Raw genomic sequence first — 23,119 nt, forward strand, 5'->3', positions numbered from 1 at the left:
AAGGGACCGAGTTCTCCGCGTCCGCTTCGGATCCGTCCCGCTCACGACGACCGCTCCTGGCCGCCGGTCGGAGCGGTACGGTCGACCACCCGTGCGCCGGAGGCGGGCGGCTGCGGCGCGCGGGCGTTGTCGACGGGCACCGAGGGCGTACGGTCTTCGGCCGCGCGGCGGGCGATGCGGGTGGTGGACCGGCCGTCGAGGTAGGGCAGCAGGACGACTTGGCCGCCCCAGCTCTCGACGAGTGCCGTCTCGGGGAGGCTGCCGCGGGCGTAGTCGGCGCCCTTGACCCATATGTCGGGGCGGAGTTCGGCGAGCAGCCGTTCGGGCGTGTCCTCGTCGAAGACGGCGACGGCGTCGACGCATTCGAGTGCCCGGAGCACGCGCATCCGGTCGGCGCACGGGACCAGGGGACGCCCCGGACCTTTGCGCCGGCGGACGGATGCGTCGGAGTTGAGGCACACCACGAGGAAGTCGCCCGCGCGGCGCGCCGCTTGGAGCATGCCAACATGCCCGGCGTGCAGGAGGTCGAAGCAGCCGCCGGCCGCCACCACGGTGCCGCCGGCGCGGTGCACCCGCGTCACGACCTCGGCGGGACCGGGTTCGCCGCCGACGTCGAGGGCGGATACGTCGCCCGCGGCCGGTTCGCGTCCTTCGGCGGCCGACGACACCGATCCGGCGCCGCCCGCCGCGACGTAGTCAGTGGCCGCCTCGACGGCGCCACGCACGGCCGTCTCGGTCAGTGCGCCATCGGCCAGCAGGCAGGCGGCCGTCGCCGCGAAGCGGTCGCCCGCCCCGCAGGCGTCGCCGTGCGCCCGCCGCGGTGTCGGCACGAGCAGCGGCGCCTCCCCGTGCGACAGCAACGCGCCGTATTCGGCGAGGGTCACGACGACCGATGTGACGCGCCACCGTGCGACCAGCACATGAGCGTCCCGCGCGGCAGCCCGCAGCGCGCCCGCGGCACCGTCGCCGTCCGGGCGGTCGCCGCGCGAACCGGCCCATGCCGTAGCCGCAGGGACGCCCGGCACCGCTACGTCCCACGCCGGGGAAGTCCGCTCCAAGGCTCCGGACCGACCGGATGAGCCGAGGTCGTCCCGCAGGCCGACGGCCATATCGGATCCGGCCCCTTCCGATCCGGCCGTATCGGATCCGATCGCACCCGATCCGGCCGTTTCGGTACCCGATCCGCCACCGCGCGCCGCCGCGTCCCTCCGCACAGGTCCGGATCCGCCGTCCTCCTCACCGGCGAAGGCGTGGGCCTCGGTGGCCGACGGGGTGGCCAAGCGAGTGCCGGGGACCAGTGGGGCGCCGCGGGGGTGCGGGTCCCAGACCAGGGGGGCGCGGGTCGCCGCTCGGTGCAGGTCGGGGCGGAGGGCGTCCGCGGTGCCGCGGCCGTAGTCGGAGACGAGGACGGCGTGGGCCGCGGCGACGGCGGCGCAGGCACGGGCGGTGGCGGCACCGGCGCGGCCGTCACCGTCGTCGAGACGGACGACGGGCCGACCGCGGGCCAGGATACGGGTCTTGGTCGAGAGGCCGCCGTTGAGCGGCAGTTCGACCAGTTCGACGCGGCCGGCGAGCAGCCGCCGCACCTCGTGGCTCGACGCGTCGTCGCCGAGCGCGGTGACCAGCGTGACCTCGCGCCCGTCGCCCGCGGCCAGCCAGGCGGCGAGCGCGGCTCCGCCGGGCCGGACCGACCGGGCGGCCCCGCTCACGACCGGCACGGGCGCGTCAGGGGCGAGCCGGTCGGCCCGCCCGGACAGGTCGTGGTCGAGCAAGGCGTCGCCGACAACCAGCAGCGGTGTACGCCCGGTCATGAGCCGTCCCCCCGCCCTGACGCGCGGGGCCGCCCGCGCGCGGCTCCGACGCCGGCCCGTTCGTCGAAGGCTTCGCAGATCATGTGGACCGCGACGAGGTGGATTTCCTGCACCGTGGCGGTGGCGGGCGCACTCACACTCAGCGTCTGGTCGGCCGCCGCAGCGAGCGGATTGGGCGACGGGCCGGTGAGCGCCCAGACCCGCATGCCGGTCCGCCGGGCGGCGTCGGCCGCAGCCAGCAGATTCGCGCTCGCACCGCTGGTGGACAGCAGCATGAGCACGTCACCGGCTCGGCCGTGTGCGCGGACCTGGCGCGCGAAGACCTCCTGCACGCCGTAGTCGTTGGCGATCGCTGTGGTGGACGAGGTGTCCGCGTGCAGCGCCAGCGCGGAGAACGGCGGCCGGTCGTCCCGGTAGCGGCCGACGAGTTCGGCGGTGAGGTGCTGGGCCTGGGCCGCGCTGCCGCCGTTGCCCGCCACCAGTAGTCTGGCGCCGCCCCTCAGCGCGTCCGCCAGGTCCACGCCCCAGCGCCGGGTCAGCGAGCAGGAGGTGCGGAATTCGTCCAGTGCGGTCTTCAGGTCGTCGCAGTGCCGAAGATCGGTCGCCGTTCTCATCGTGTGCCTCCTGCCAGGGAAGGGGCACCGGACACATCGCCGTAGACACCGGCGATCCCGTCCGCCACCCGGCTCCAGGTGTAGTGGCCGAGCACCCGCCTGCGGCCCGCGGCGCCGTACCGGGCGAGCCGTGCGGGATCGCCGAGCAGGTCACGGACGACCCGGCCGAGGCTGTCGCCGCCGCGTCCGCCCGGGACCGCGCCGCCTTCCGCGTCGGACCCGACCCATGTGCCGGTGACGCCGTCGACGACTGTGTCGAGCTGTCCGCCGACGGCGGTCGCGACAACCGGTGTCCTGCACGCCATCGCCTCGATCGGGACGATCCCGAAGGGTTCGTAACTGGGCACGGACAGCACGAGGTCGGCCTCCGACATCAGCCGCGGCATGTCGTCGTGGTCGACCCCGCCGAGCAGCCGTACCCGGTCCTCCACGCCGAAGTCCGCGGCGATCTTGCGCAGCCGCTCGGCCTCCGGGTCGGCGAAGAGCAGGTCGTGCGCGGGCCCGCCCGCGATGAGCAGTTCCGCGTCGGGGATCTCGGCCATCGCGCGGATCGCCCGGTCGAAGCCCTTGCGGGGAACGAGTCTGCCGACGGTCAGCACCTGGCGGCGCCGGTCACGGTCCGGGGCACGGGCGGTGTCGGACCGGCGGCCGATGACCGGCGCGAAGTCCGCGGGATCGACCCCGCACGGCACGACGGAGATCCGGTTCTCCGGCACTCCCATGGCGCCCAGTTCCGCGACCTCGTCGGAGCAGGTGGCCAGGACACGGGCGCACTCGCGGCCGATCCGCCGTTCCACGGCGATCCGTTCGGCGGGGCTGGTGTCGGCCGCGCCCTGGTAGCGCCGCTTCACGGTGCCGAGGGCGTGGAAGGTCTGGACGACGGGGACGCCCAGGCCCGCCGCACCGGCAAGAGCGGCGGTGCCCGACATCCAGAAGTGGGCGTGCGCCACATCGGGCCGCTCCTCGTGCCAGTACGCGGCCAGCCGGTCGCCGAACTCCGGCATGTGGCAGAGGAGTTCGTCCTTGGGCATGTGTGTGGCCGGGCCCGCCGTGACGTGCACGAGCCGCACGCCGTCGCCGATCGTCATCCGCTCGGGCAGTTCCGGATCGTCACGCCGGGTGTATACGGTCACTTCGTGGCCGCGGGCCGCCAACTGCTCGGCCAGCCGCGCCACATAAACGTTCTGCCCGCCGGCGTCGGGCCCGCCGAGGGCGGCGAGCGGGCTGGCGTGCTCGGACACCATGGCGATCCGGCCGCGGGCGGAGTACGTGTACGTCATCGCGTGACCTCTTTCGTCAGTTGTTCCCAGTCGTCCAGGAAGCGCCGCACTCCGTAGCGGGCGACGGCCGCGGCCCTGGCCCCCTCCCCCGTTCTCCTGGCGTGGCCGTGGTCGCCCAAGTAGTCGCGGCAAGCGTCGCGCAGGATGTCGAGGCGGTTGGAGACGACGCCAGCGCCTTCGGGTACGGCTTCGCGGGTCTCGGTGGTGTCCAGGGCCACGACGGGCATGCCGAGGAACATCGCCTCCAGCAGGGACAGCCCGAGTGACGTCCACCGGACCGGATGCAGGTAGAGGCGGCAGCGCGCCATCGCCGGGTGCAGCCGGTGCTGCGGCAGATCCTGCGTGCGGCAGCGGTCGGCGGGCAGACCGAGCCGGTCGGCGAGCCCCTGGGTGCGCATGCCGAACACGCTCAGCGGTGCGCTCGCCGCGAAGGACGGCAGCAGGTCGGTGCCGGTGACGCGGCCACGCAGCAGGGGGTCGTTCACGACCACCGCGGCGCGCCGCTCCTCCCCGGTCCACAGCGGACCGGGGTCGATCACGCCGTGCTCCACCACGGTCGTGGGTGCCCGGCCGTTGTCCCACATGAGGTGGTTGAAATGGGTGACGTGCACGAGCGTGATGTCGTCGCGGTCGGCGAGCGGGTGCCGTTGGGTGGCCGGTGTCGCAGCCGGGGTGTTGTGCTCGACATACACCGCGGGCAGGTCGATGCCCGGGCGGCGGCCGGTCCACGCCCGTACGAGTTCCACTTCGCGCGGCCGTTGCAGCACGACGAGGTCGATGTCGGCCGTCCGCAGCTCGTCCGGCGACACCTCTCGCACGGAGGCGGGCCAGTCCCAGGTCCGCGCGCGGCCGAGCCCGTCGGGGCCGCGGTCGGGCGTCACCGGTACGAGGTAGGTGTGGGGACCCTGGACGAACGAGGTGAGCCAGGAGCCGTGCACATGCCAGACGAGGATGTTCATAGGGTCTCCTGCACGAGTTTGTGCACGGCGCTCACCACGTCGTGCGGTGTGATGCCGGTCAGGCAGGGGTGGCCGGGGACAGGGCAGTGCCGGGCCCGGGTGTCGGCGCACGACGCCCCCTGGTCGCCGAGCAGGACATGCGGGACGCCGTACGGCCGCCAGCGGTCGGCGGGGACGACGGGTGCGAAGAGGGAGACCACGGGTGTGCCGACGGCCGCCGCGAGGTGTGCGGGTCCGGAGTTGCCGCAGACGACCGCGTCGGCGAAGTACAGCACTCCTGACAGGGTCCGTGCGTCGGTCCTGCCGCCGAGGTCGACGGCCACGGCGCCGCTGACCCGCCGGGTCAGCCCGGTCTCCGCCGGGCCTCCGGTGACGATCACCCGGTGGCCGTGGTCAGTGAGCGACTCGATGGCTTCCGCGCACCGTTCCGGCCCCCAGGCGCGCGCGGGCGCGCTGGCTCCGGGGTGGAAGACGAGATAGGAGCCGTTGCCGGTGAGCGTGGTGGTGTCCGGTGGCGGCAGGACGCGCAGCCGTCCGTCGTCCCCGGCCCTGGGAGTGAACCCCATGGCCGCCGCGGTATCGAGGGCGGCCTCGCACTCGTGCCGGCCAGGCTGCCGCCGGTGCCTGACGTCCAGCAGCCGGCCGGGCTGGTCGGCGCTGTCCGCGCCGATCCGCTCGACACCGGCCATCCGGAGCACCAGCGCGGTCGGCAGCGGGCTCTGGTGGAAGGACGTGAGGACGAGGGCGGTGTCGAAGCGGGCATCGCGCAGCCGCCGGACAAGGCCGTCGATGTCGGCCTCCTCCACGCCGGGCGGGCTCACGCCCTCCCACGGCGCCCGCCACACCTTGACGTCGTCCACCCCGGGCAGCAGCCGGCCCGCGGCCTCGCCGAGCGGCCCGCACAGCAGCGTCACCTGGTCGGCGTGCTCCGCGACGGCGCGTACGGCGGGCCCGGCCAGCAGCACGTCTCCGAAGCTGTCCAGGCGTACGACGAGGGCCCTCATGACGGCCCACCGCCCGCCTGCTCCTGGTCGGGGCCTATCGACAGCAGGCTTTGTACGGCGGTGAGGATGTCCGGCGCGGCGTCGGGCTCGTCGGCGTACTCGTCCCACCGCGTGGCCAGCGTCGGCACGATGACGCCGTGGGCACCGGCCGCGCGGGCGGCCAGCAGATCGGCGCCGATGTCGCCGATCACGGCGCAGTCGCGGGGCCGGACGCCGAGCCGGTGCGCCGCCCGCAGGACGAGTCCTGGTTCCGGTTTGCGGCAGGTGCAGCCGGCGGCCGGGCGGTGCGGGCACACTTCCCAGGTACCGAAGGGGCCGAGCAGGGCGTCCACCCGGGCATTGACGCGGCGTACCTGGTCCGCCGTGAGGAGGCCGCGCCCGATGCCGGACTGATTGCTGACGACGCCGGTCGCGATACCCTCGGCGTGCAGCAGCCGCAGCGCCTCGGCCGCGTAGGGCATGGGGCGGACGAGGTCCGGGTCGGCGTTGTACGGAACGTCGTGGATCAGCGTGCCGTCCCGGTCGAAGAGCACGGCGACCGGCCGCGCGGTCCCGGTCATGCGACCCGTCCCAGCGGTGCGGCGCCCCTGTGCCGTACGGCTCCGGCGGCGCGGTGGGCGACCGCGAGCGGCGGGATCACCACGCTGGTGGCCAGCATCGTGGTGACCTCCTGGCCGGTGCGCGGTCCCGGCGCGATCCTGGCCCACGCGAATTCGGCGGTGCCCAGCGCCCAGAGCGCCGCGCAGACCGCGGCGCCCGTGCGGCGCCCGGACAGTGCGAGCAGGGATGCGGTCAGGGCCGCGGCAGTGACCGCCGTGTGCCGGCGCAGTCGGCCACGAGGTGCCCTGGCACGGCTCCACCAGTCGGGCCCGTGCAGTGCGGTCATCAACGCGTCGTCCGCGTTGCCGCGTTGGGCGCGCACCGAGGCCCAGCGGTCCGCGGGCCGGACCGGGTGCTGGGTGACACGGTCGCCGCGGCACAAGCTCCAGCCCGCGTCGAGCACACGCAGCGCGAGGTCGGCGTCCTCCCGGAAGGCGCGCGGGAATCGCTCGTCGAAGCCGTCGACGGCTGTCAGCGCCGATGCCCGGTAAGCCATGTCGGCGGTCGCCCAGGACGCGGCCTCGAGTCCGGCGGTGCCGCGTTCCCAGTCGGTGGGCCTGCGGCCGGGCGGCAACGGCACCTGAAGGACGCCCTGCACTCCCCCGGTCCGCGCGTCGGCGGCCAGCAGGTCGCCGGCCAAGCGCCGCCGCCAGTCGGGCAGCACACGGACGTCGTCGTCGAGGAAGACCACCCATGGCGCGGTAACGGCGCGCAGTCCGGTGTTGCGGGCTGCCGCCGGGCCCCGGCCGCCGCTCCCGGCGACGCGCAGCCGGGGGCGCAGGTCTCCCGCGGCTTCCAGCGGAAGCCCGGCGGTGGCGTCGCGCCGGTCGTCGACGACGACGATCTCGGCGGGTCCGGGTCCCTCTGATGCCGCCAGGGCCCGCAGGCAGTCGGCGAGGCACGGACGGCCGATGGTGGGGATGACGACGGCGTACGCGGGGGCGGTGGCGGAGGAGTGCCGGGTGGTCATGCGAAAAGCTCCTTCCGGCGGACGGCAAAGGGGCCGAGCGCCAGCAGGTCGACGGGCGCGGAGCCGAAGCACTCCAGGGCGTCCCGCGGATCGTCGACCATGGGGCGGCCGGCGGTGTTCAGGCTGGTGTTGACCACCACGGGCAGTCCGGTGCGCGCCTCGAACGCGCTCAGCATGCGGGCGACGAGAGGTTCCGCGGCCGGGTCGACGGTCTGGATGCGGGCGGTGCCGTCCACGTGGACCACGGCCGGTATCCGCTCCCGCCAAGCGGCGTCGACGTCGTGGACGAAGAGCATGTACGGGCTCGGCAGCGGGCCGTCGAACAGCTCGGCCGCCCGGTCGGCCAGAACCATGGGGGCGACGGGCCGGAATTCCTCACGCCCCTTGACGGCGTTGAGCCGTTCAAGATTGTCGGCGTGGCCGGGGTGGGCCAGCAGCGAGCGGTGGCCGAGCGCCCGCGGGCCGTACTCGGCGCGGCCCTGGAACCAGGCCACGACGCCGTTGCCCGCGAGTTCCGCGGCCACCGTCTCGGCGATGTCGTCGGGTTCTTCGTACGGCACGGCCGCGCGGTCCAGCCAGCCGCGCAGTTCGTCATCGCTCCAGCCGCGGCCGAGCGCCGCAGTCGGCATCGGATGGGTCTCTTCGTGCTCGCGCGCGACATGCAGGGCCGCCCCGAGCGCGGTGCCGGCGTCCCCGGCCGCGGGCTGCACCCACACGTTCTCGAACGGCGTCTCCCGGTGGATCCGAGTGTTGGCCACGCAGTTGAGCGCGACGCCGCCGGCCAGCGCCAGCGTCTGCTCGCCCATACGCGCGTGCAGGCCGCGGGCGAGACCCAGGATCACTTCTTCCAGGCAGAGTTGGGCGCTCGCCGCGAGATCGGCGTGCTCCCGCGTCCAGGTCCCGTCCGGTTCCCGGGCGGGCACGAGGTCGGCCCATGGCACGGTACCGGCCCGGAAGCCGTCGCCCTCGGCGTGCACGTACTCCCGTAGACGGTCGCTGAAGCGCGGTGTGCCATAGGAGGCGAGCGCCATGACCTTGAACTCGTCGCTGCTGCGCAGGAATCCGAGGTGCTGGGTGGCGTCCTCATAGAACAGACCGACGGAATCGGGCAGTTCCTGGGTGTCCAGGACGGTGAGGTGTCCGTCGCGGTAGCGGCCCGCCAGGTGGGAGGCGCACTCCCCGCGGCCGTCGAGGACCAGGACGGCACAGTCGCCGTGCGGTGAGGCGAGGCCGGCGGACGCGGCGTGCGCCACGTGGTGGGGGACGAAGCGCACTTTGTCGGGCGTGAGGCCGGGCAGTGCTTCGGCGAGGAAGTCCGGTGCCCGGCGGGCGTAGTCCTGGCGGAGGTGGTCCCAGGGGTCGTGCAGGCCGAGTTCGTCGGCGGGCCGGGCGAGCGCGGGGTCGTAAGAGTACGCGACCGCGTCCAGGTCACCGGGTGTGAGCCCCGCCTGCCGCAGGCACCAGCGGGCCGACAGTTCGGGAAGCTCCCAGGCGGAGAAGGGGATCGGCCGTTTGCCGTGCTTACGGCGGCTGAAACGTTCCTCCTCGGCAGCCGCCACGACATGGCCGTCGACGACCAGGGCCGCGGCGGGATCGTGGAAGAGCGCGTTGATTCCCAGGACTCGCATCGATGTCTCCCCTTCCTCGGGCGGGTCGGGACCTACGGGTGCTTCGATTGCTGTGAACCGGTCAGGTGGACGGCGCCGCCCCGTACGGGCATCCCGGTGCGGCTCGGCTCACGCCGCTCGCGGATGGTCCGCGAAGTACGCGATCGTCCGCTTGATGCCCTCGGTCCACGGCACGTGTGGTTCCCAGCGCAGCAGTTCGCGGGCCACGGTGATGTCCGGCCGGCGCCTTTCGGGGTCGTCCGCGGGCCGTTCCACGAACGCCAGCTCCGACCGGGAGCCGGTCAGGTCCACCACCTGCCGGGCGATGTCCAGCACGCTGGTCTCGTCGGTGCCGCCGATGTTCACCGGGCGCACCGAACGGCTGGCGGCGACCGCCAGGATGCCCGCGATGGTGTCGTCCACGTAGCACAGCGTCCGGGTCTGGCTGCCGTCGCCGGAGACGGTGACCGGTTCGCCGGCCAGCGCCTGGCTGATGAAGGTGGGCACCGCCCGCCCGTCGTCGGCGCGCATCCGGGGGCCGTAGCTGTTGAACAGCCGGACGATGCCCGCGTTGCTCCCGAAGGTGCGCACATGCGCGGTTACCAGGGCCTCCGCGAAGCGCTTCGATTCGTCGTACACGCTGCGCGGCCCGACCGGGTTGACGTTGCCCCAGTAGTCCTCGCGCTGCGGATGCACCAAGGGATCGCCGTAGACCTCCGAGGTGGAGGCGAGCAGGAAGCGACCGCAGTCGCGGTGCGCGATCGCCAGAGCGTGCCGGGTGCCGAAACTGCCCACGTCGAGCGTTTCCAGCGGATGCCCCAGGTAGTCGGCGGGCGAGGCGGGGCACGCGAAGTGCAGTACGAGGTCGTACGGTCCTGGAAGCACGCTCACGCTGTCGGGCGAGCTGAGATCGCACTCCACGAAGCGAAAGCCGGGCCGCCCGGTGAGATGGGCGATGTTGTCGGGCGAACCGGACAGCAGATTGTCGGCGCAGTCGACGTCGACACCCGAATCCAGCAGCTGCTCGCACAGATGCGATCCGAGGAATCCCGCTCCCCCGGTCACCAGGGCCCGGCGCCAGGGTGCGGGCGCGGTCATGGACGGCATGGATCGGCCCTTCATCGGATTTCAGGAATTCCCCGCGCCCCGGGCCGGAACATGGGACACGGCCGTTGTCGGGGTGCGCAGTGCTGCCGCCGTGGTCTCGACGGGCTCGCGATGGCGAGTGCCCTGGCCGAGTTGGCTCTAACCCCTGAAATCTGCTGTCCGGAAAAAACGGGGGCAGGCTCCCGTCGTGCGCGGCTGCGGCCGGGGCCCGCTCCGCGGGACGGGCATTACGTCTCTTCCATGATCGAGGCCAGTTCCCGGTCGAGGGCCTCGGCTATGCGCCGCTCGCGGGGCGCTTCCGCGGCCCGGACCCGGCTGATGAAATAGCCGATGTCGCGGGCCGGGAACCGTATCCGGGCGGCCACGCAGTGGGGTTCGAGCAGCACCTCTATGACGGGTGTGGTCCCGTTCTCCGGCCGGATTCTGATGTCACCGTCGCCGACCGGGCCGAGCAGGCCCTGGCTCAGCAGCTCCCAGGAGAAGGTCCAGCCGACGGTCACACCGTCGGGACCGCGCAGCAGCAGATTCACCGCGAAGCAGTCCCGGGGCCGGTAGACGAGTTCCGCGGCCACCAGTGCCGCCGCGTCCCCGGGCAGGTCGAGGCACCCGGTGGTCCGGACCGTCACCACACCGTCCCCCGGCACCTCGATCATGCTGTCCACCTTCCCGGTTCGGCACCCGTCCGCCGGACGCCCACGCCTTCCGGGTACCGTGCCGGACCGTGCCGAAACGCGCGGACGGTTCACTCACCCCTGCGCGCGTACTGGAAGACCATGCCGCCCACGCCCGCGCCCAGGACTCCGAAGCCGATGAGGAAGAGCCACAGGCCGAAGACGATGCCGAGCGCGGCAAGGGCGGCACCGGCCCCGACGACCGGCGGGTAGGCGCTGCGGGCGGGGAAGAAGTCCAGTGGTCCGGCGCGCTCGATGACCTCGGCATCCTTGCGGTCCTCCGGTCGGGAGCCGCGGCGCCGGTAGGTCTGGTCGAAGAAGAACGAGACGAGCGCGGACATGACGAAGGCGACGGCGAGTGCCGCGGTGCCCGCCGGTTCCGGACCCGACCACAGCCCGTAACCCACTCCTGTGATCAGGAAGAACATGGCGACGCCGCCGAACAGATACGACTCGGTCCTCACGACGCGGCCTCCTGGTGCGGGTCGGGGGTGGGCCGGCCCGGCGGCGTCGCGGGTGCGAGCAGCGCGGCCTCCGGGTGGTGGAGGTCGAATGCCGGTGAGTCGGAACGGACCTTGGGGAGCGTGTGGAAGTTGTGCCGCGGCGGCGGGCAGGAGGTCGCCCACTCCAGGGAACGGCCGAATCCCCATGGGTCGTCCACGTCGACCGTCGGCGCGTATCTCCAGGTCTTCCACACGTTGTAGAGGAACGGGAGCGTCGAGAGTCCCAGCAGGAACGAACCGATGGACGACACGGTGTTGAGCGTGGTGAAGCCGTCCGCTGCGAGGTAGTCGGCGTATCTGCGCGGCATGCCCTTCTCGCCGAGCCAGTGCTGGACGAGGAAGGTGGTCTGGAAGCCGACGAAGAGCGTCCAGAAGTGAATACGGCCCAGCCGTTCGTCGAGCATCCGGCCGGTCCATTTGGGCCACCAGAAGTAGAAGCCGCCGAACATCGCGAAGACGACGGTGCCGAAGAGCACGTAATGCAGGTGTGCCACCACGAAATAGCTGTCGGTGACGTGGAAGTCCAGCGGTGGCGAGGCGAGCAGGACCCCACTCAGGCCACCGAGCAGAAAGGTCGTCAGAAAGCCGAGCGACCACAGCATCGGGGTCTCGAAGGAGAGCGTGCCGTGCCACATGGTGCCGATCCAGTTGAAGAACTTCACTCCGGTGGGTACCGCGATGAGGAACGACATGAGGGAGAAGAAGGGCAGCAGCACCATTCCGGTGGCGAACATGTGGTGGGCCCACACGGTCGCGGACAGCATGGTGATGGCGATCGTGGCGCCGACCATGCCGATGTAGCCGAAGGTCGGTTTGCGGCTGAACACCGGAATGATCTCGGTGATCACGCCGAAGAACGGCAGAGCCACGATGTACACCTCGGGGTGCCCGAAGAACCAGAAGAGGTGCTGCCACAAAATGGCCCCGCCGTTGGCCGCGTCGAAGACATGCGCACCGAATTTCCGGTCCGCCTCCAGGGCGAACAGCGCCGCGGTGAGCACCGGGAAGGCCAGCAGCGCGAGGATCGAGGTGAACAGGATGTTCCAGGTGAAGATCGGCATCCGGAACATCGTCATGCCGGGGGCACGCAGGCAGACGATGGTGGCGATGAAGTTCACCGATCCCAAGGTGGTGCTCAATCCGGTCAGCACCAGGCCCATCACCCACAGGTCGCCGCCCGCTCCTGGCGAATGGATCGCGCTGTTGAGCGGCGCGTAGGCGAACCAGCCGAAGGCGGCGGCACCGCCCGGCACCAGAAAACCCGAGACGACGATCAGGGCGCCGAACAGATAGAGCCAGTACGTCAGCGCGTTCAGCCGCGGGAAGGCCACGTCGGGCGCGCCGATCTGCAAAGGCATGATCGCGTTGGCGAAGCCGGCGAACATCGGCGTGGCGAACAGGAGCATCATGATGGTGCCGTGGATGGTGACGAGCTGGTTGTACTGCCCCGTGCTCCACAACTGAAGTCCCGGCCGGGCCAGTTCGGCCCGCATCCCCATGGCGAGCAGGCCCGCGAAGAGGAAGAAGCAGAAGGCCGTCACCAGATACATGCCGCCGATCGTCTTGTGGTCGGTGGTGGTCACGTAGTCCAGCAACCGGTCGCCCAGCCGGCTTCCCCGGTCGGCGCCTTCGGTGGTGTCGGGCCCCGCGGGCTCCGGCGATGCGGCCCGTGCGTCGGTACGCGTCATCGCGTTCCTCGTTCCGGTTCTGCGAGTGCTTCCTCGACGTGGCGCCGTTGTTCGGGCGTCATGGGCAGGCGGACACCGCGGCCGTAGTACCAGCGGCTCAGCGCGGCCCGCAGGCGACGGCGCGCCGGAGCGTCCGGACCGGGGGCGGGCTCGGGGACCGGCAGGTCGCGGACCAGAAAGCGGTAGAGCCGCTCGGGTGCGACATCGGCGTGCCGGGGCTCCAGCGCGCCGTAGACGCTCTGGACGACCTCGCCGGTTTCCTGACCTTCCGTCAGCAACCGTCGTTCGTGGGACTGGAGCGCCAGGCAGATCCTCTTGGTCACCACGAACGCCAGGACCGGGCCGAGGACGACCAGAACCCGGAAGAGCCACGTCAGCGCGTTCACCGACAGATGGAAGGAGAAGGCCGTCACATCATTGCCGCCGGCCGCGAGCAGGACGGCGTACCAGACGATCCCGGCCGCTCCCAGCGCCGTTCTTGTCGGTCTGTCGCGCGGGCGGTCGCACAGATGGTGCTCGCCGCGGTCACCGGTGACAAAGCGTTCGAACAGCGGATAGCCGTAGAGGGCGAGGAAGAGAACGCCCGGCAGGACCACGGCGGGCAGCAGCACGTTCCACATGACGGTGTGCCCGGCGACCGCCGTCTCCCAGGGCGGCATCAGCCGAAGCGCGCCCTCCAGGAAGCCGACGTACCAGTCGGGCTGGGCTCCGGTGCTCACCTGGTCGGCGCGGTAGGGACCGTACTCCCACACCGGATTGATCTGCACCGTGGCCGCGAGCACGGCGAGGACGCCGAACACAAGGAAGAACAGGCCGGTGGACTTGGCGACGAAGTGCGGGAAGAGCGGGCGTCCCACGACATTGCGGTTGGTGCGCCCGGGTGCGCTCCACTGGGTGTGCTTGAGGTAGAAAACCAGGATCAAATGCACGGTGATCAGCGCGATCAGCAGTCCCGGCACGAAGAGCACGTGCAGGATGTACAGGCGGCCGTTGAGCACGTGCCCAGGGAAGGGCCCGCCCCACACGAAGAACGCCAGATAGCTGCCGACCAGCGGGATCGACATCACGATGGTGTTGGCGGTGCGCAGCCCGGTACCGGACAGCAGGTCGTCCGGGAGCGAATAGCCGCAGAAGCCTTCGAGCAGCGTGACCAGGAAGAGCGTCACACCGATCATCCAGTTGATCTCGCGCGGCCGGCGAAAGGCGCCGGTGAAGAAGATCCGCAGCATGTGCACGGCGATGGCGGCGACGAAGATCAGTGCCGCCCAATGGTGCAGTTGCCGGATCAGCAGACCACCGCGGACATCGAGACTGATGTGCACGGTGGAGTCGTACGCGGCGGAGACCGGCAGCCCTTGCAGCGGCGCGTACGACCCACGGTACGTGCTTTGCGTCGTTCCGGCGTCGAAGAAGAGCGTCAGCCAGGTGCCGGTGAGCAGCAGCACGACGAAGCTGTAGAGCGCCAACTCCCCCAGCAGGAAGCTCCAGTGGTCGGGAAACGCCTTGCGCAGCAGCCTCTTGGCGCTGACCGCGACCGGGAGTCTGCGGTCGATGACGACAAAGCCGGTCCTGGCGGCGTTCCGTGCGACAGCTCGTGTCCTCAACCGCTGTCGGCGGAACACCAGCATGCGCATCACTCCCTGGTCGACACCGCGACGCCGGCGGCACCGGGGCCGCCGCGCCCACCGCGGGCGCCCACGGCGGGGGGCCGAGTGCCCGGATGCGCCCGCGGCATTCGTACGTCTTTCCGGTGGCTTTCAGCAGCCCGTTCGGGAGCCGGTCCGTACGGGTAGGGCGGGGTCAGCCACGACCGGTGCCGTGTGTGTGCAGGCGTTCGAGGGCGTCGAGGACCACGGTGCGCTGGTACCAGCTGTGCCATGCGTGGGTGTCGGCGGCCAGGGAGACCAGCAGGCCGGTTTCGGCGCGGGTCAGCCGACGGTCGGTGCCGATGTGCTGCACGGAGAGGACGCCGACGCACCGGCCGTCGGAGGACAGCAGGGGAACGGCGTGCACGCGGTGGAAGACCGAGGCGAACAGCGGTGCGGCGGAACGCTGTTCGAAGAAGAGCGGCGCGGCCTCGGTGCCCGCCGTGGGCCGACCGGCGCTGTGGGCACGCGCCACGGTGACGGCCGTGTCCGAGGCGTCGGGGGCTAGCCGGGCATAGGCGTCGCGGTAGGCGGGGCCGTGATGCCGGTCCGCCTCGAGGAACAGTGCTCCGCCGCGCGCCGGGTCGACGAGATGCAGGGCCGCCGCGTCGGCGTCCGTACCGTCGGCGGCCGCCTCGACAGCGGCCTGCAGGGCCCTGCCGCGCTCGTCGGGCCGTACGCCGCGGGCGGTGAGGAATTCCGCGGGCGGTGCCGGCGCGCGCCGTCGGCGGGGGAACCACGGGCCGTCCGCCGCCGGCGGCGGCGCCGACACCACCGCGGAGGCGAAGGCCCGCAGCGGAACGTTGTGGTGCTGCGAGGACTCCCGCAGCACTGCCAGCGCGCTGTCCGCGTCGGGCAGCGCATACCGGGCCAGCACCATGCCCTGGGCGACGCCGATCAGACCGCGGGACCGGGAACGGGCCCGCAATCCGTACACCTCCTCGCGCAGCGCGGCCAGTTCGTCCTGGACGCGCGCGTCCGCCCGGGGCGCGGGACCCGCGGGCCGGGCGGAGACGGCGCGGACGGCGTCCACGACGGTGGCGTACACCTCCAACGTCGGTGCCCGTGCGCGCAGTACGGCACGGATGGTGGCGTCGGACACCGCCACGGCGACGGCGACACCGTCCGCGTCGCCGAGCGCGCCGCCGACCGCGGCGGCGGCCGCCGCGCCGAACACGACGACGCCGTCGAGGTCGAGGACGAGACCTTCCCCCGCGGCCCGGGCCGCGTCGACATGCCGGCGGATCCGCCGGCCGAGATCACCGACGTTCGACGCGTCCAGGGCTCCGACGAGCGGCAGCAGCATGACGTCGGGATCCGGCGACCCACCGGCCGGGAGCCGGCCGACAGCGCTCTCGTGCCGGACGGCCACGGCGCGGCCGTTGTGCAGGGCCCCGTTGCCGCTACGGGGACCCGCGGATCGCTGGTTCATGACACACCTCAGGCGGGGAAAGGGGATCGGCCGCCGTCCTGACCGGGTGTTCGTCGTTCCGTGGCAACCCTTCTGCCCGCGCGGCGACAAATCAAGTGAGCGCGATGCCGCGTTGACGTAGATCCGCCATCCGACGGACGAGGGGCCGGGACTCGGGCGCCCGGGGCTCAGTCGCCCGCACGCAAGGCGCGGGCCCGCGTGTGCAGGTCCTCCAGCGCGTCCAGGACAATGGTGCGCCGGTACCAGTCCAGCCAGGCGGCGGCCTGTCCCGCGGGGTGGTCCAGCGCGTACGTACGTCCGGCGACCAGCACGCGGCTGATCGCGGCCGGGTGCCGGTAGTGGCAGGTCACCATGCCGAGCAGCTCCCCGGTGGGGAGCGCGATCGGGACGCTGTGGCAGGCCACGGAACCGGAGTCGCGCATGACGGCCTGTCCCGGGGCGTCGTACAGCGCGTCGTGGGGGACGTCCAGCACCGCCACCTGAACGCCCCGCGCAGCGGCCAGATGGCTGCTGGAGCGGTCGACTGCCGGCGCCCCGGAGTCCGTGTCGCCGGCGGGGTCCTTCGAGGCGTGGCCCGGACCCGCCACATAGTCGAAGTAGTCCAGAAACTCCTCGGAGTGACCCCGTTGCGCCTCGATCCACAGGTCACCGGTCATCGGATCGGCCAGTTGCGCGTTGCCCATGTCCGCCCAGGCGACCTCGAGCACCGACCGCAGCAGTGCGGCCAGCACCTCCGAGGGGTTCGCCTTCGCGACCGGGCGCCCTTCGAGGAACGACAGGGCGGGCGCCGGGCGGCGCGAACGCCCCGGGAACCACTGAGCCCCGCCCGGCTGCGGCGGTACGACCATGGCCACGGACGCCGCGAGTGCCCGCAGTTTCATGTTGTGCCGCTGCGAGGTCGCCACCAGCAGTTCCAGCGCCGCGTCGCCGTCGAGCCCGTAGCGGCTGCCCACCACACCGCCGGCCAGGGCCACGACCGGTCGGCCGCGCGCCTTGCGGCGGCCGTCCCGCATCTCGCGCCCGGACCGGGTTTCCTCCCGCCCGGCGCCGGCGCCCGCGCAGGTGCGCGGGCCGCCGCCCACCTCCACGAGAGTGGCTTTTGCGTGGCCGCCGTCCGGCCGGGCCATGGCGTGCGCCAGGTCCGTCGCGTCGGCATACGCCGAGGCCGCGGCCGCCAGCGCCGCCTCCACCGACGGCTGCAGTATGTCCTGGCGCCCGGTGGCGAGCAGATCGTCGCGATCGGCCCGCCGCAGGACGCGCTCGATCCCGGGGCCGACGCCCGCGAGCCAGACCCGACGGCCCTGCTGCCGCAGTACGACCATCCGCTCGATCGTCGATCCGGCCGCGGCGGCCGACAGCAGATTCGTCCGGGAAAGATCCAGCAGGACGCCCCGGCAGGCGTCGTCCTCGTCGCGCATCCCCTCGGGCCAGCCGCTCACCGGACCGTTCAGCGCCTCACCGGCTCTGACCAGCCACAGCCAGCCCGCACCGCCCCGCAACCGCACAATGTTCCCGCGCACGTCGACGCCTCACCTTCGGTCAAAAAGGGAGGGCAACGCTTCCGTACCCCACAATCGTGTCCGCCGCGTCCCCGCGCGAATACGCTCAGCCGGAGCGCCACGCGCTCGCGCTCCATCCTACGGCTCCCGCACGCCCGGGGGGCGCGACGCGCTGCCTCCGGCTCGGGGGGCGGTTTCGGGGCGTGGCGCACGGGCACTCGCAGCACCGTCCACGGCTTGTTCGGGAGACTGTTATGGATTGGCGGCAGTACGGCGAACGCATGGCATCGCTGGCCCGCGACCTGCTGGCCCAGCACTCGGTCGACGACACCCTCGGCCGCGTCACCGCTTCGGCGACGGAACTGATCGAGGGCTGCGAAGTCGCCGGCATCCTGCTGCTGCGAGGGAAGGACAGCCGGACCCTCGCGCCGACCGACCCGCTCGCGGTCAGCTGCGACCGGCTTCAGCAGGAGCTGGGGCAGGGCCCCTGTTTCGACGCGGCGCGCACCAGCGTCTCCGGGCAGGTGTACCGGATCGCCGACCTCACCGACGACCGGCAGCGCGAACGGTGGCCGCTGTTCGCGCCCCGTGCCCATGATCTGGGGGTCGCCAGCATGATGGGCTTTCTGCTGTTCACCGAGGACGGGGACTTCGGCGCGCTCAACATGTACTCCCGTACCGTCGGTGCCTTCACCGAGGCGAGCCAGACCGCGGCCTGGCTGCTCGCCTCGCACGCGGCGGTCGCGGTCGCGGGCGCCCACAACCGGGCCCAGTTGGAGCAGGCCGTCCTCACGCGGCATGTGATCGGCGAGGCGATGGGCATCCTCATGGTCAGTGACCGGCTCAGCGAATCCGAGGCGTTCGACGCCCTGCGGCGCCGGTCCCAGGAGAGGAACGTCAAGCTGAGGACGGTCGCCGAGCACGTCTGCCGCACCGGGGCTCTCTCGTGAGGCCCGCCCGCACGCGTACCGCCCGGGGGCGCGAAGCCGCGGTGCGGACAAGCTTCCACTCGTACGTTTCATGTCTCGCAGCGGGGCACCCGGTGCGCGCGACCCCCCATGTCATACGAGGCTGAACACATCAGGTCCGGGGTTCGGCAGTGAGCCCCGGCGCAGCCGGTCCGGGCGGGTGATACGGCTCGGACCGGCTGTCGCAACGCGGAGGCACCCCGGCTACGCGGTTACGGCGCGAAACCGATCGGCCCGGCGGCTGCTCAGCGGGCCAGGAGGTCGAGGATCGCCCCGGTGATCTCGTCGGGCGCCTCCTCGGCCATGAAGTGGCCCGCGGTGGTGAGCCGGTGGTCCAGGTCCGGTGCCCAGGCCCGCCACACCTCGGCGGCGTCGTAGCCGAGCCGGGCGCCCCAGTCCTGCTGCACGACCATGACGGGCATGGCGAACTGCGAGCCCGCGTCCTGGTCGGCCTGGTCGTGGGCGATGTCGATCCCGGCGGAGGCGCGGTAGTCGGCGACGATCGACGGTACGGCCGCGGCGCTCGCCCGCAGGTAGGCCGCCCGTACGTCGTCGGGGATCGCGGCCGGGTCCTTCGCCCAGGCGTCCAGGAAGGACCCGAAGAACGCGTCCGCGCTGTTGCCGATCATGGTTTCCGGCAGGCCGGGCGGCTGGGCCATCAGGAACAGGTGGTAGCCGACCGCGGCCGACACCCCGCGCAGCACCTGCCACATGTCGAGGGTCGGCACGATGTCGAGGATGCCGAGGTGCGTCACGGTCTCGGGATGGTCGAGTCCGGCGCGGAAGGCGACCAGCGCGCCGCGATCGTGCCCGACGAGCGCGAAACGGTCGTGCCCGAGCGCCGCCGCCGCGGCCACCACGTCGGCGGCCATGCCGCGCTTGGCGTACACCTCCGGCCCGGTCGCCGCCGGCTTGTCGCTCGCTCCGTAGCCGCGCAGGTCGGGGCAGATCACCGTGTGCGTACGGGCCAGCCGTCCGGCCACGTGCCGCCACATCAGGTGCGTCTCGGGAAAGCCGTGCAGCAGCACGACCGGGCTGCCGCTGCCGCCGACCGCGGCGGCGAGCCGTACGCCGTCCGCACCGGGCAGCGTGGTGTTCTCGAAGCCGGGGATGGTGGGGGTCATGGTGCTTCCTTTCGCGTCCCGTACGCCGGTGGGCGCGGGAGTCGTTGGGTGACGGTCGCCGGCCGTCCGCCGGTCCGCTACCGGCGGCCCGTCCCGCCCGCCGAAGGCGAACACCGACGCCGCCGCACCCCACCGTGCACGGACTCGATCAGCAGCCGATCAGTACGGTCCGGCGCGGTCGGGGGCGGTGGGTGAGGATGAGGGCATGCGGATCGATGTGCTGGGGGCCGTGCGGGCCGTGGACGGCGGCGGCGGTCCGGTCCGGCTGGGCGGGCCGCGGCAGCGCGAGGTGCTGGCGCGGCTGGTGGTTGCCGAGGGGCGAATGGTCACCACGCAGGACCTGGTCGCGGACCTGTGGCCGGATCCGCCGGACGGCGCGGTGGGCGCGCTGCGGACGTTCGTCGCCGCTCTGCGCCGCGCCCTTGAACCCGGCCAGCCGCCGCGCACGCCCCCGCGGATCCTCGTCACGGAAGGCAGCGGCTACGCGCTGCGGCTGCCGCGCGCGGCCGTGGACGTCCACCGTTTCGAGGACGCGCTCACCGCCGCGCGGCGCCCGCCGCAGGACGTCGGCGCGCTGGAGGAGGCCCTGCGGTCCTGGCGCGGCACCGCCTACGCCGATCTGCCCGACTCCCCCTGGGTGCGGCGCGAGCGGGCCCGGCTGGAGGAGCTGCGGCTGGAGGCGGTGGAAGTACGGGCGGGGGCGCTGCTGGACGGCGGCGGTGCGGGAGACGGTGCCGCGCTCGTCGCGGAACTCGGCGCGCATGTCACCGAGCACCCGTGGCGCGAGCCGGCCTGGGCGCTGCTGGCACGCGCGCTGTACCGGTCGGGGCGGCAGGCCGACGCGCTGGCCGCGATCCGCAGGGCCCGGACCATGCTGGCCGAGCGGCTGGGACTCGATCCGGGGCCGGAACTGGCCCGCCTGGAGACGGACATCCTTACCCGGTCCGCGGCCCTGGAACCGTCCGGGGCGCAGCCGCTGCCGTCGGGCGGCGCCGGATTCGGCCCGCGGACGACCATGGACCTCGCCCGCGCCGTCGCCCTCGCCGGCGGCGACGCGCTGGTCCTGTCGCGGCGCAATCGCCTCGCGGCCGTGCGGGCGGCGGAGCGTACCGGCGACGTGGCGCTGACCGCGCGGGTGATCGGCGCCTACGACGTGCCCGCGGTCTGGGCGCGGGCCGACGATCCCGTGCAGGCCGCTGCCGTCGTGGCGGCGGCCGAACGGGCGCTCGCGGGCCTCGGACCCGGCGGCGATCCCGCGTCGCGCGCCCGGCTGCTGGCCACGGTCGCGGTCGAGAGCCGCAGCGGCGACCTGGGGACGCGGGAGCGGGAGCGCGCGGCGCGGGCCGCGCGGGAGGCCGAGGTACTGGCCCGGGACCTCGGCGATCCCGCGGCGCTGGCCTTCGCGCTCGACGGCGTGTTCCTCCAGTCCTTCGGCCGCCCGGGTCTCGCGCCGCGCAGGGACGCGATCGGCGCGGAGCTGATCGCGCTGTCCGCCTCGGCCGGGCTGCCGGCCTTCGCCATCCTGGGGCTGCTCATCCGCTTGCAGTCCGCTTCGGCGGCCGGCGACCGGGAGGCCGCGCAGGCGCACGCGGGCGCGGTGGACCGGCTGGGCGCGGAGCACGAGTCCCGGCTCGTGCCCGTCTTCACGCAGTGGTTCCGGGCCCGGCTCATGGCCGAGCGCAGCGCCGAACCCGGCGGGCCCGCTCCGGCGGCCGCGGCGCAGGCGTACCGCGTGGCCGACGGCACACTCGCCACGGCCGGCATGCCGGGTGTACGCCGGGGCCTGCTCCCGCTGGCCCTGCTGGGCCTGCGCCTGCTGCACGACCGGCCCGCGCCGACCGGTCCCGGCCTCGACTGGGGCCCGTATCTCCCTTGGGCCGCCCCGCTCTTGCTGCTCGCCGAGGACCGTACGGACGATGCCCGCGCCGCCCTTCGCCGTGCGCCCGAGCCGCCGCCCGACCATCTCCAGGAGGCCATGTGGTCTCTGGTCGCCCACGCCGCCGCCCACCTGGGCGAGCCGGCGATCGCCGCGCGCGCCGCCGAGTCCTTGCGCCTGTGCGCCGCCGAACACGCGGGCGCGGCCAGCGGCATGCTCACCCTCGGCCCGGTCGCGCGCTATCTCGACGCGGCGGAAAGCTGCGCTAACAAAGGGAATTGACTGCTCGTCAGAAATTTTGCGGTGGATAACGAACACCACGCGTCGGCGGGCCCCGCCTGTCGCGCGGGAACGGTGAGGTGGACCGGCCGGTGCGCCGGCCGTCAAGGACCCGTTAAGGTGACCGAAGGTGTGCCGGGAAGTCTGGTCGGCGAGGTCTTCTGCCTGCCCTCTTCCCCGGGAGTTCCCTGTGGCCGCCTCGCCGCCTCCGTCCCAACGCCGTTCGGGCCTGCGACTGTTCGCGCGGCTGGACCGGGCCGGGGCCCGGGCGCTCGCGGTCGCTCTACGCGGTGAGACCGTGGGCGGTCTGCTGCTCCTGGCCGGTGCCGTCGTCGCGCTGGTCTGGGCGAATTCGCCGTGGAAGTCCGGCTACGCCTCGTTCACGGACGTGACGTTCGGACCGCGCGGGCTCGATCTCCACCTGAGCGTGCGGCAGTGGGCGTCGGACGGTTTACTGGCGGTGTTCTTCTTCGTCACGGGCCTGGAACTGAAGCGGGAGTTCGTCGCCGGGGACCTGCGCTCTCCGCGCCGGGCGGCGCTGCCGATCCTCGCGGCCGTCGGCGGGATGATCGGCCCCGTCATCGTCTACCTCCTGGTCAACACCACGATGAGGGGCGGGACTCCGGACGGCTGGGCGGTTCCGATGGCCACCGACATCGCGTTCGCGGTGGCGGTGCTCGCCGTCGTCAGCACCCATCTCCCCTCGGGGCTGCGGTCGTTCCTGCTGACGCTGGCCGTGGTGGACGATCTGCTGTCGGTGCTCGTGATCGCGGTGGTCTTCGCCGGGCACATCAGCCTCTGGCCGCTGCTGGGCTCCTTCGCCGCCGTCGCGGTCTTCGGGCTGCTGGCCCGGCGCGGTGTCACGCGCTGGTGGATCCTCGGGCCGCTGGGCGTGGGCGCGTGGGCGCTGATGCACGCCTCGGGCGTCCACGCCACGATCGCCGGCGTACTGCTGGGTTTCGCCGTGCCCGCCCTGTCGGGACCGGGCGGGAGGACCAGCCTCGCGGAGCGCTTCGAATACCGCTGGCGCCCGGTCTCCGCGGGCTTCGTGGTCCCGCTGTTCTCCTTGGTCTCGGCGGGCGTCTCGCTGTCCGGCGGCCTCGGCCCCACCCTGCGCGATCCCGTCGGCCTGGGCGTGGGTCTCGGTCTGGTCGTGGGCAAGCTGATCGGGGTGTTCGGATCGACGTATCTGCTGGCCCGCTTCACCCGCGCCACCCTGGACGCCGGCCTGTCCTGGTGGGACGTGCTGGGCATATCCCTGCTGGCCGGCGTCGGTTTCACCGTCTCCATGCTGGTCGGTGAGCTGAGCTTCACCCCCGGCACACCACGCGAGAACCACGTCAAGACGGCGATCCTGCTCGGCTCCCTCACCTCGGCGCTGCTCGCGACCACCGTCCTGCGTTGGCGCGACCGCCTCTACCGCCGTCTGGCCGCGACCGCGACCGTAACAAGGGGCGCACAGGTGGAAGCCACCGAATGAC

The 23,119-nt window shown here is 72.8% G+C and carries 19 protein-coding genes; 3 read left to right on the top strand and 16 right to left on the bottom strand.

Annotated features, from left to right (window positions below; translation table 11 throughout):
- Positions 1-41: 41 nt before the first annotated feature.
- The 15 genes from rfaE2 to BM076_RS27650 form a co-directional block, all read right to left on the bottom strand.
- The gene (gene rfaE2 / locus BM076_RS27580) at positions 42-1,811 is read right to left on the bottom strand and encodes a D-glycero-beta-D-manno-heptose 1-phosphate adenylyltransferase (RefSeq protein WP_093716430.1); all 1,770 of its coding nucleotides are present in this window, start codon (positions 1,809-1,811) and stop codon (positions 42-44) included.
- Positions 1,808-2,425, bottom strand: a complete 618-nt coding sequence (locus BM076_RS27585) for a D-sedoheptulose-7-phosphate isomerase (protein ID WP_093716431.1) — start codon at positions 2,423-2,425, stop codon at positions 1,808-1,810. Before BM076_RS27585 ends, rfaE2 begins: the two co-directional genes overlap by 4 nt.
- The gene (locus BM076_RS27590; protein ID WP_093716432.1) at positions 2,422-3,705 is read right to left on the bottom strand and encodes a glycosyltransferase; all 1,284 of its coding nucleotides are present in this window, start codon (positions 3,703-3,705) and stop codon (positions 2,422-2,424) included. Before BM076_RS27590 ends, BM076_RS27585 begins: the two co-directional genes overlap by 4 nt.
- Positions 3,702-4,664 carry a glycosyltransferase gene (locus tag BM076_RS27595; protein ID WP_093716433.1) on the bottom strand — a complete coding sequence of 321 codons (963 nt, stop codon included), beginning with the start codon at positions 4,662-4,664 and terminating at the stop codon, positions 3,702-3,704. Before BM076_RS27595 ends, BM076_RS27590 begins: the two co-directional genes overlap by 4 nt.
- Complete coding sequence (locus tag BM076_RS27600) at positions 4,661-5,668, bottom strand: glycosyltransferase family 9 protein (protein WP_093716434.1); 1,008 nt, start codon at positions 5,666-5,668, stop codon at positions 4,661-4,663. The genes BM076_RS27595 and BM076_RS27600 overlap by 4 nt, the downstream gene beginning before the upstream one ends.
- Positions 5,665-6,228, bottom strand: coding sequence for a D-glycero-alpha-D-manno-heptose-1,7-bisphosphate 7-phosphatase (locus tag BM076_RS27605; RefSeq protein ID WP_093716435.1), 564 nt, complete (start codon positions 6,226-6,228; stop codon positions 5,665-5,667). The genes BM076_RS27600 and BM076_RS27605 overlap by 4 nt, the downstream gene beginning before the upstream one ends.
- Complete coding sequence (locus BM076_RS27610) at positions 6,225-7,238, bottom strand: glycosyltransferase family 2 protein (RefSeq protein WP_093716436.1); 1,014 nt, start codon at positions 7,236-7,238, stop codon at positions 6,225-6,227. The genes BM076_RS27605 and BM076_RS27610 overlap by 4 nt, the downstream gene beginning before the upstream one ends.
- Positions 7,235-8,866, bottom strand: coding sequence for a carbamoyltransferase family protein (locus BM076_RS27615; protein ID WP_093716437.1), 1,632 nt, complete (start codon positions 8,864-8,866; stop codon positions 7,235-7,237). The genes BM076_RS27610 and BM076_RS27615 overlap by 4 nt, the downstream gene beginning before the upstream one ends.
- Positions 8,867-8,974: 108 nt before the next feature.
- Complete coding sequence (locus BM076_RS27620) at positions 8,975-9,952, bottom strand: NAD-dependent epimerase/dehydratase family protein (RefSeq protein WP_177246648.1); 978 nt, start codon at positions 9,950-9,952, stop codon at positions 8,975-8,977.
- Positions 9,953-10,179: 227 nt separating this feature from the next.
- A complete protein-coding gene (locus tag BM076_RS27625) occupies positions 10,180-10,605 on the bottom strand; it encodes an SsgA family sporulation/cell division regulator (protein WP_093716438.1) in 426 nt (141 codons plus the stop codon).
- Positions 10,606-10,694: 89 nt separating this feature from the next.
- Complete coding sequence (gene ctaF / locus BM076_RS27630; protein ID WP_093716439.1) at positions 10,695-11,087, bottom strand: aa3-type cytochrome oxidase subunit IV; 393 nt, start codon at positions 11,085-11,087, stop codon at positions 10,695-10,697.
- A complete protein-coding gene (gene ctaD, locus BM076_RS27635) occupies positions 11,084-12,814 on the bottom strand; it encodes an aa3-type cytochrome oxidase subunit I (RefSeq protein WP_093716440.1) in 1,731 nt (576 codons plus the stop codon). The genes ctaF and ctaD overlap by 4 nt, the downstream gene beginning before the upstream one ends.
- Positions 12,811-14,439 carry a cytochrome bc1 complex cytochrome b subunit gene (gene qcrB, locus BM076_RS27640; RefSeq protein WP_093716495.1) on the bottom strand — a complete coding sequence of 543 codons (1,629 nt, stop codon included), beginning with the start codon at positions 14,437-14,439 and terminating at the stop codon, positions 12,811-12,813. The genes ctaD and qcrB overlap by 4 nt, the downstream gene beginning before the upstream one ends.
- 175 nt (positions 14,440-14,614) lie before the next feature.
- The gene (locus BM076_RS27645) at positions 14,615-15,892 is read right to left on the bottom strand and encodes a GAF and ANTAR domain-containing protein (RefSeq protein ID WP_093716441.1); all 1,278 of its coding nucleotides are present in this window, start codon (positions 15,890-15,892) and stop codon (positions 14,615-14,617) included.
- 167 nt (positions 15,893-16,059) lie between these two features.
- Complete coding sequence (locus BM076_RS27650) at positions 16,060-17,412, bottom strand: ANTAR domain-containing protein (protein ID WP_143120657.1); 1,353 nt, start codon at positions 17,410-17,412, stop codon at positions 16,060-16,062.
- A gap of 260 nt (positions 17,413-17,672) precedes the next feature.
- On the opposite strand from BM076_RS27650, the gene BM076_RS27655 reads away from it, so the two are divergent.
- The gene (locus BM076_RS27655) at positions 17,673-18,341 is read left to right on the top strand and encodes a GAF and ANTAR domain-containing protein (RefSeq protein WP_245796438.1); all 669 of its coding nucleotides are present in this window, start codon (positions 17,673-17,675) and stop codon (positions 18,339-18,341) included.
- Between the two features lie 263 nt (positions 18,342-18,604).
- On the opposite strand, the gene BM076_RS27660 is transcribed toward BM076_RS27655, so the two are convergent.
- The gene (locus BM076_RS27660) at positions 18,605-19,483 is read right to left on the bottom strand and encodes an alpha/beta fold hydrolase (RefSeq protein ID WP_093716444.1); all 879 of its coding nucleotides are present in this window, start codon (positions 19,481-19,483) and stop codon (positions 18,605-18,607) included.
- A gap of 205 nt (positions 19,484-19,688) precedes the next feature.
- On the opposite strand from BM076_RS27660, the gene BM076_RS27665 reads away from it, so the two are divergent.
- Together BM076_RS27665 and nhaA are read left to right on the top strand one after the other, a co-directional pair.
- Entirely contained in the window at positions 19,689-21,641 is a 1,953-nt protein-coding gene (locus BM076_RS27665) for a BTAD domain-containing putative transcriptional regulator (protein ID WP_093716445.1), read from the top strand.
- A 187-nt stretch (positions 21,642-21,828) separates the two neighbouring features.
- A complete protein-coding gene (gene nhaA, locus BM076_RS27670; RefSeq protein WP_093716446.1) occupies positions 21,829-23,118 on the top strand; it encodes a Na+/H+ antiporter NhaA in 1,290 nt (429 codons plus the stop codon).
- Position 23,119: the final 1 nt, after the last annotated feature.

The organism is Actinacidiphila alni, from assembly GCF_900112845.1.
Taxonomy (GTDB): Bacteria; Actinomycetota; Actinomycetes; order Streptomycetales; family Streptomycetaceae; genus Actinacidiphila; species Actinacidiphila alni.

Bases quoted from the DNA above. Each gene is read 5' to 3' on its own strand.
- rfaE2 (WP_093716430.1), bottom strand. From the start codon at position 1,811: ATGACCGGGCGTACACCGCTGCTGGTTGTCGGCGACGCCTTGCTCGAC.
- BM076_RS27585 (WP_093716431.1), bottom strand. From the start codon at position 2,425: ATGAGAACGGCGACCGATCTTCGGCACTGCGACGACCTGAAGACCGCA.
- BM076_RS27590 (WP_093716432.1), bottom strand. From the start codon at position 3,705: ATGACGTACACGTACTCCGCCCGCGGCCGGATCGCCATGGTGTCCGAG.
- BM076_RS27595 (WP_093716433.1), bottom strand. From the start codon at position 4,664: ATGAACATCCTCGTCTGGCATGTGCACGGCTCCTGGCTCACCTCGTTC.
- BM076_RS27600 (WP_093716434.1), bottom strand. From the start codon at position 5,668: ATGAGGGCCCTCGTCGTACGCCTGGACAGCTTCGGAGACGTGCTGCTG.
- BM076_RS27605 (WP_093716435.1), bottom strand. From the start codon at position 6,228: ATGACCGGGACCGCGCGGCCGGTCGCCGTGCTCTTCGACCGGGACGGC.
- BM076_RS27610 (WP_093716436.1), bottom strand. From the start codon at position 7,238: ATGACCACCCGGCACTCCTCCGCCACCGCCCCCGCGTACGCCGTCGTC.
- BM076_RS27615 (WP_093716437.1), bottom strand. From the start codon at position 8,866: ATGCGAGTCCTGGGAATCAACGCGCTCTTCCACGATCCCGCCGCGGCC.
- BM076_RS27620 (WP_177246648.1), bottom strand. From the start codon at position 9,952: ATGCCGTCCATGACCGCGCCCGCACCCTGGCGCCGGGCCCTGGTGACC.
- BM076_RS27625 (WP_093716438.1), bottom strand. From the start codon at position 10,605: ATGATCGAGGTGCCGGGGGACGGTGTGGTGACGGTCCGGACCACCGGG.
- ctaD (WP_093716440.1), bottom strand. From the start codon at position 12,814: ATGACGCGTACCGACGCACGGGCCGCATCGCCGGAGCCCGCGGGGCCC.
- BM076_RS27645 (WP_093716441.1), bottom strand. From the start codon at position 15,892: ATGAACCAGCGATCCGCGGGTCCCCGTAGCGGCAACGGGGCCCTGCAC.
- BM076_RS27655 (WP_245796438.1), top strand. From the start codon at position 17,673: ATGGCATCGCTGGCCCGCGACCTGCTGGCCCAGCACTCGGTCGACGAC.
- BM076_RS27660 (WP_093716444.1), bottom strand. From the start codon at position 19,483: ATGACCCCCACCATCCCCGGCTTCGAGAACACCACGCTGCCCGGTGCG.
- BM076_RS27665 (WP_093716445.1), top strand. From the start codon at position 19,689: ATGCGGATCGATGTGCTGGGGGCCGTGCGGGCCGTGGACGGCGGCGGC.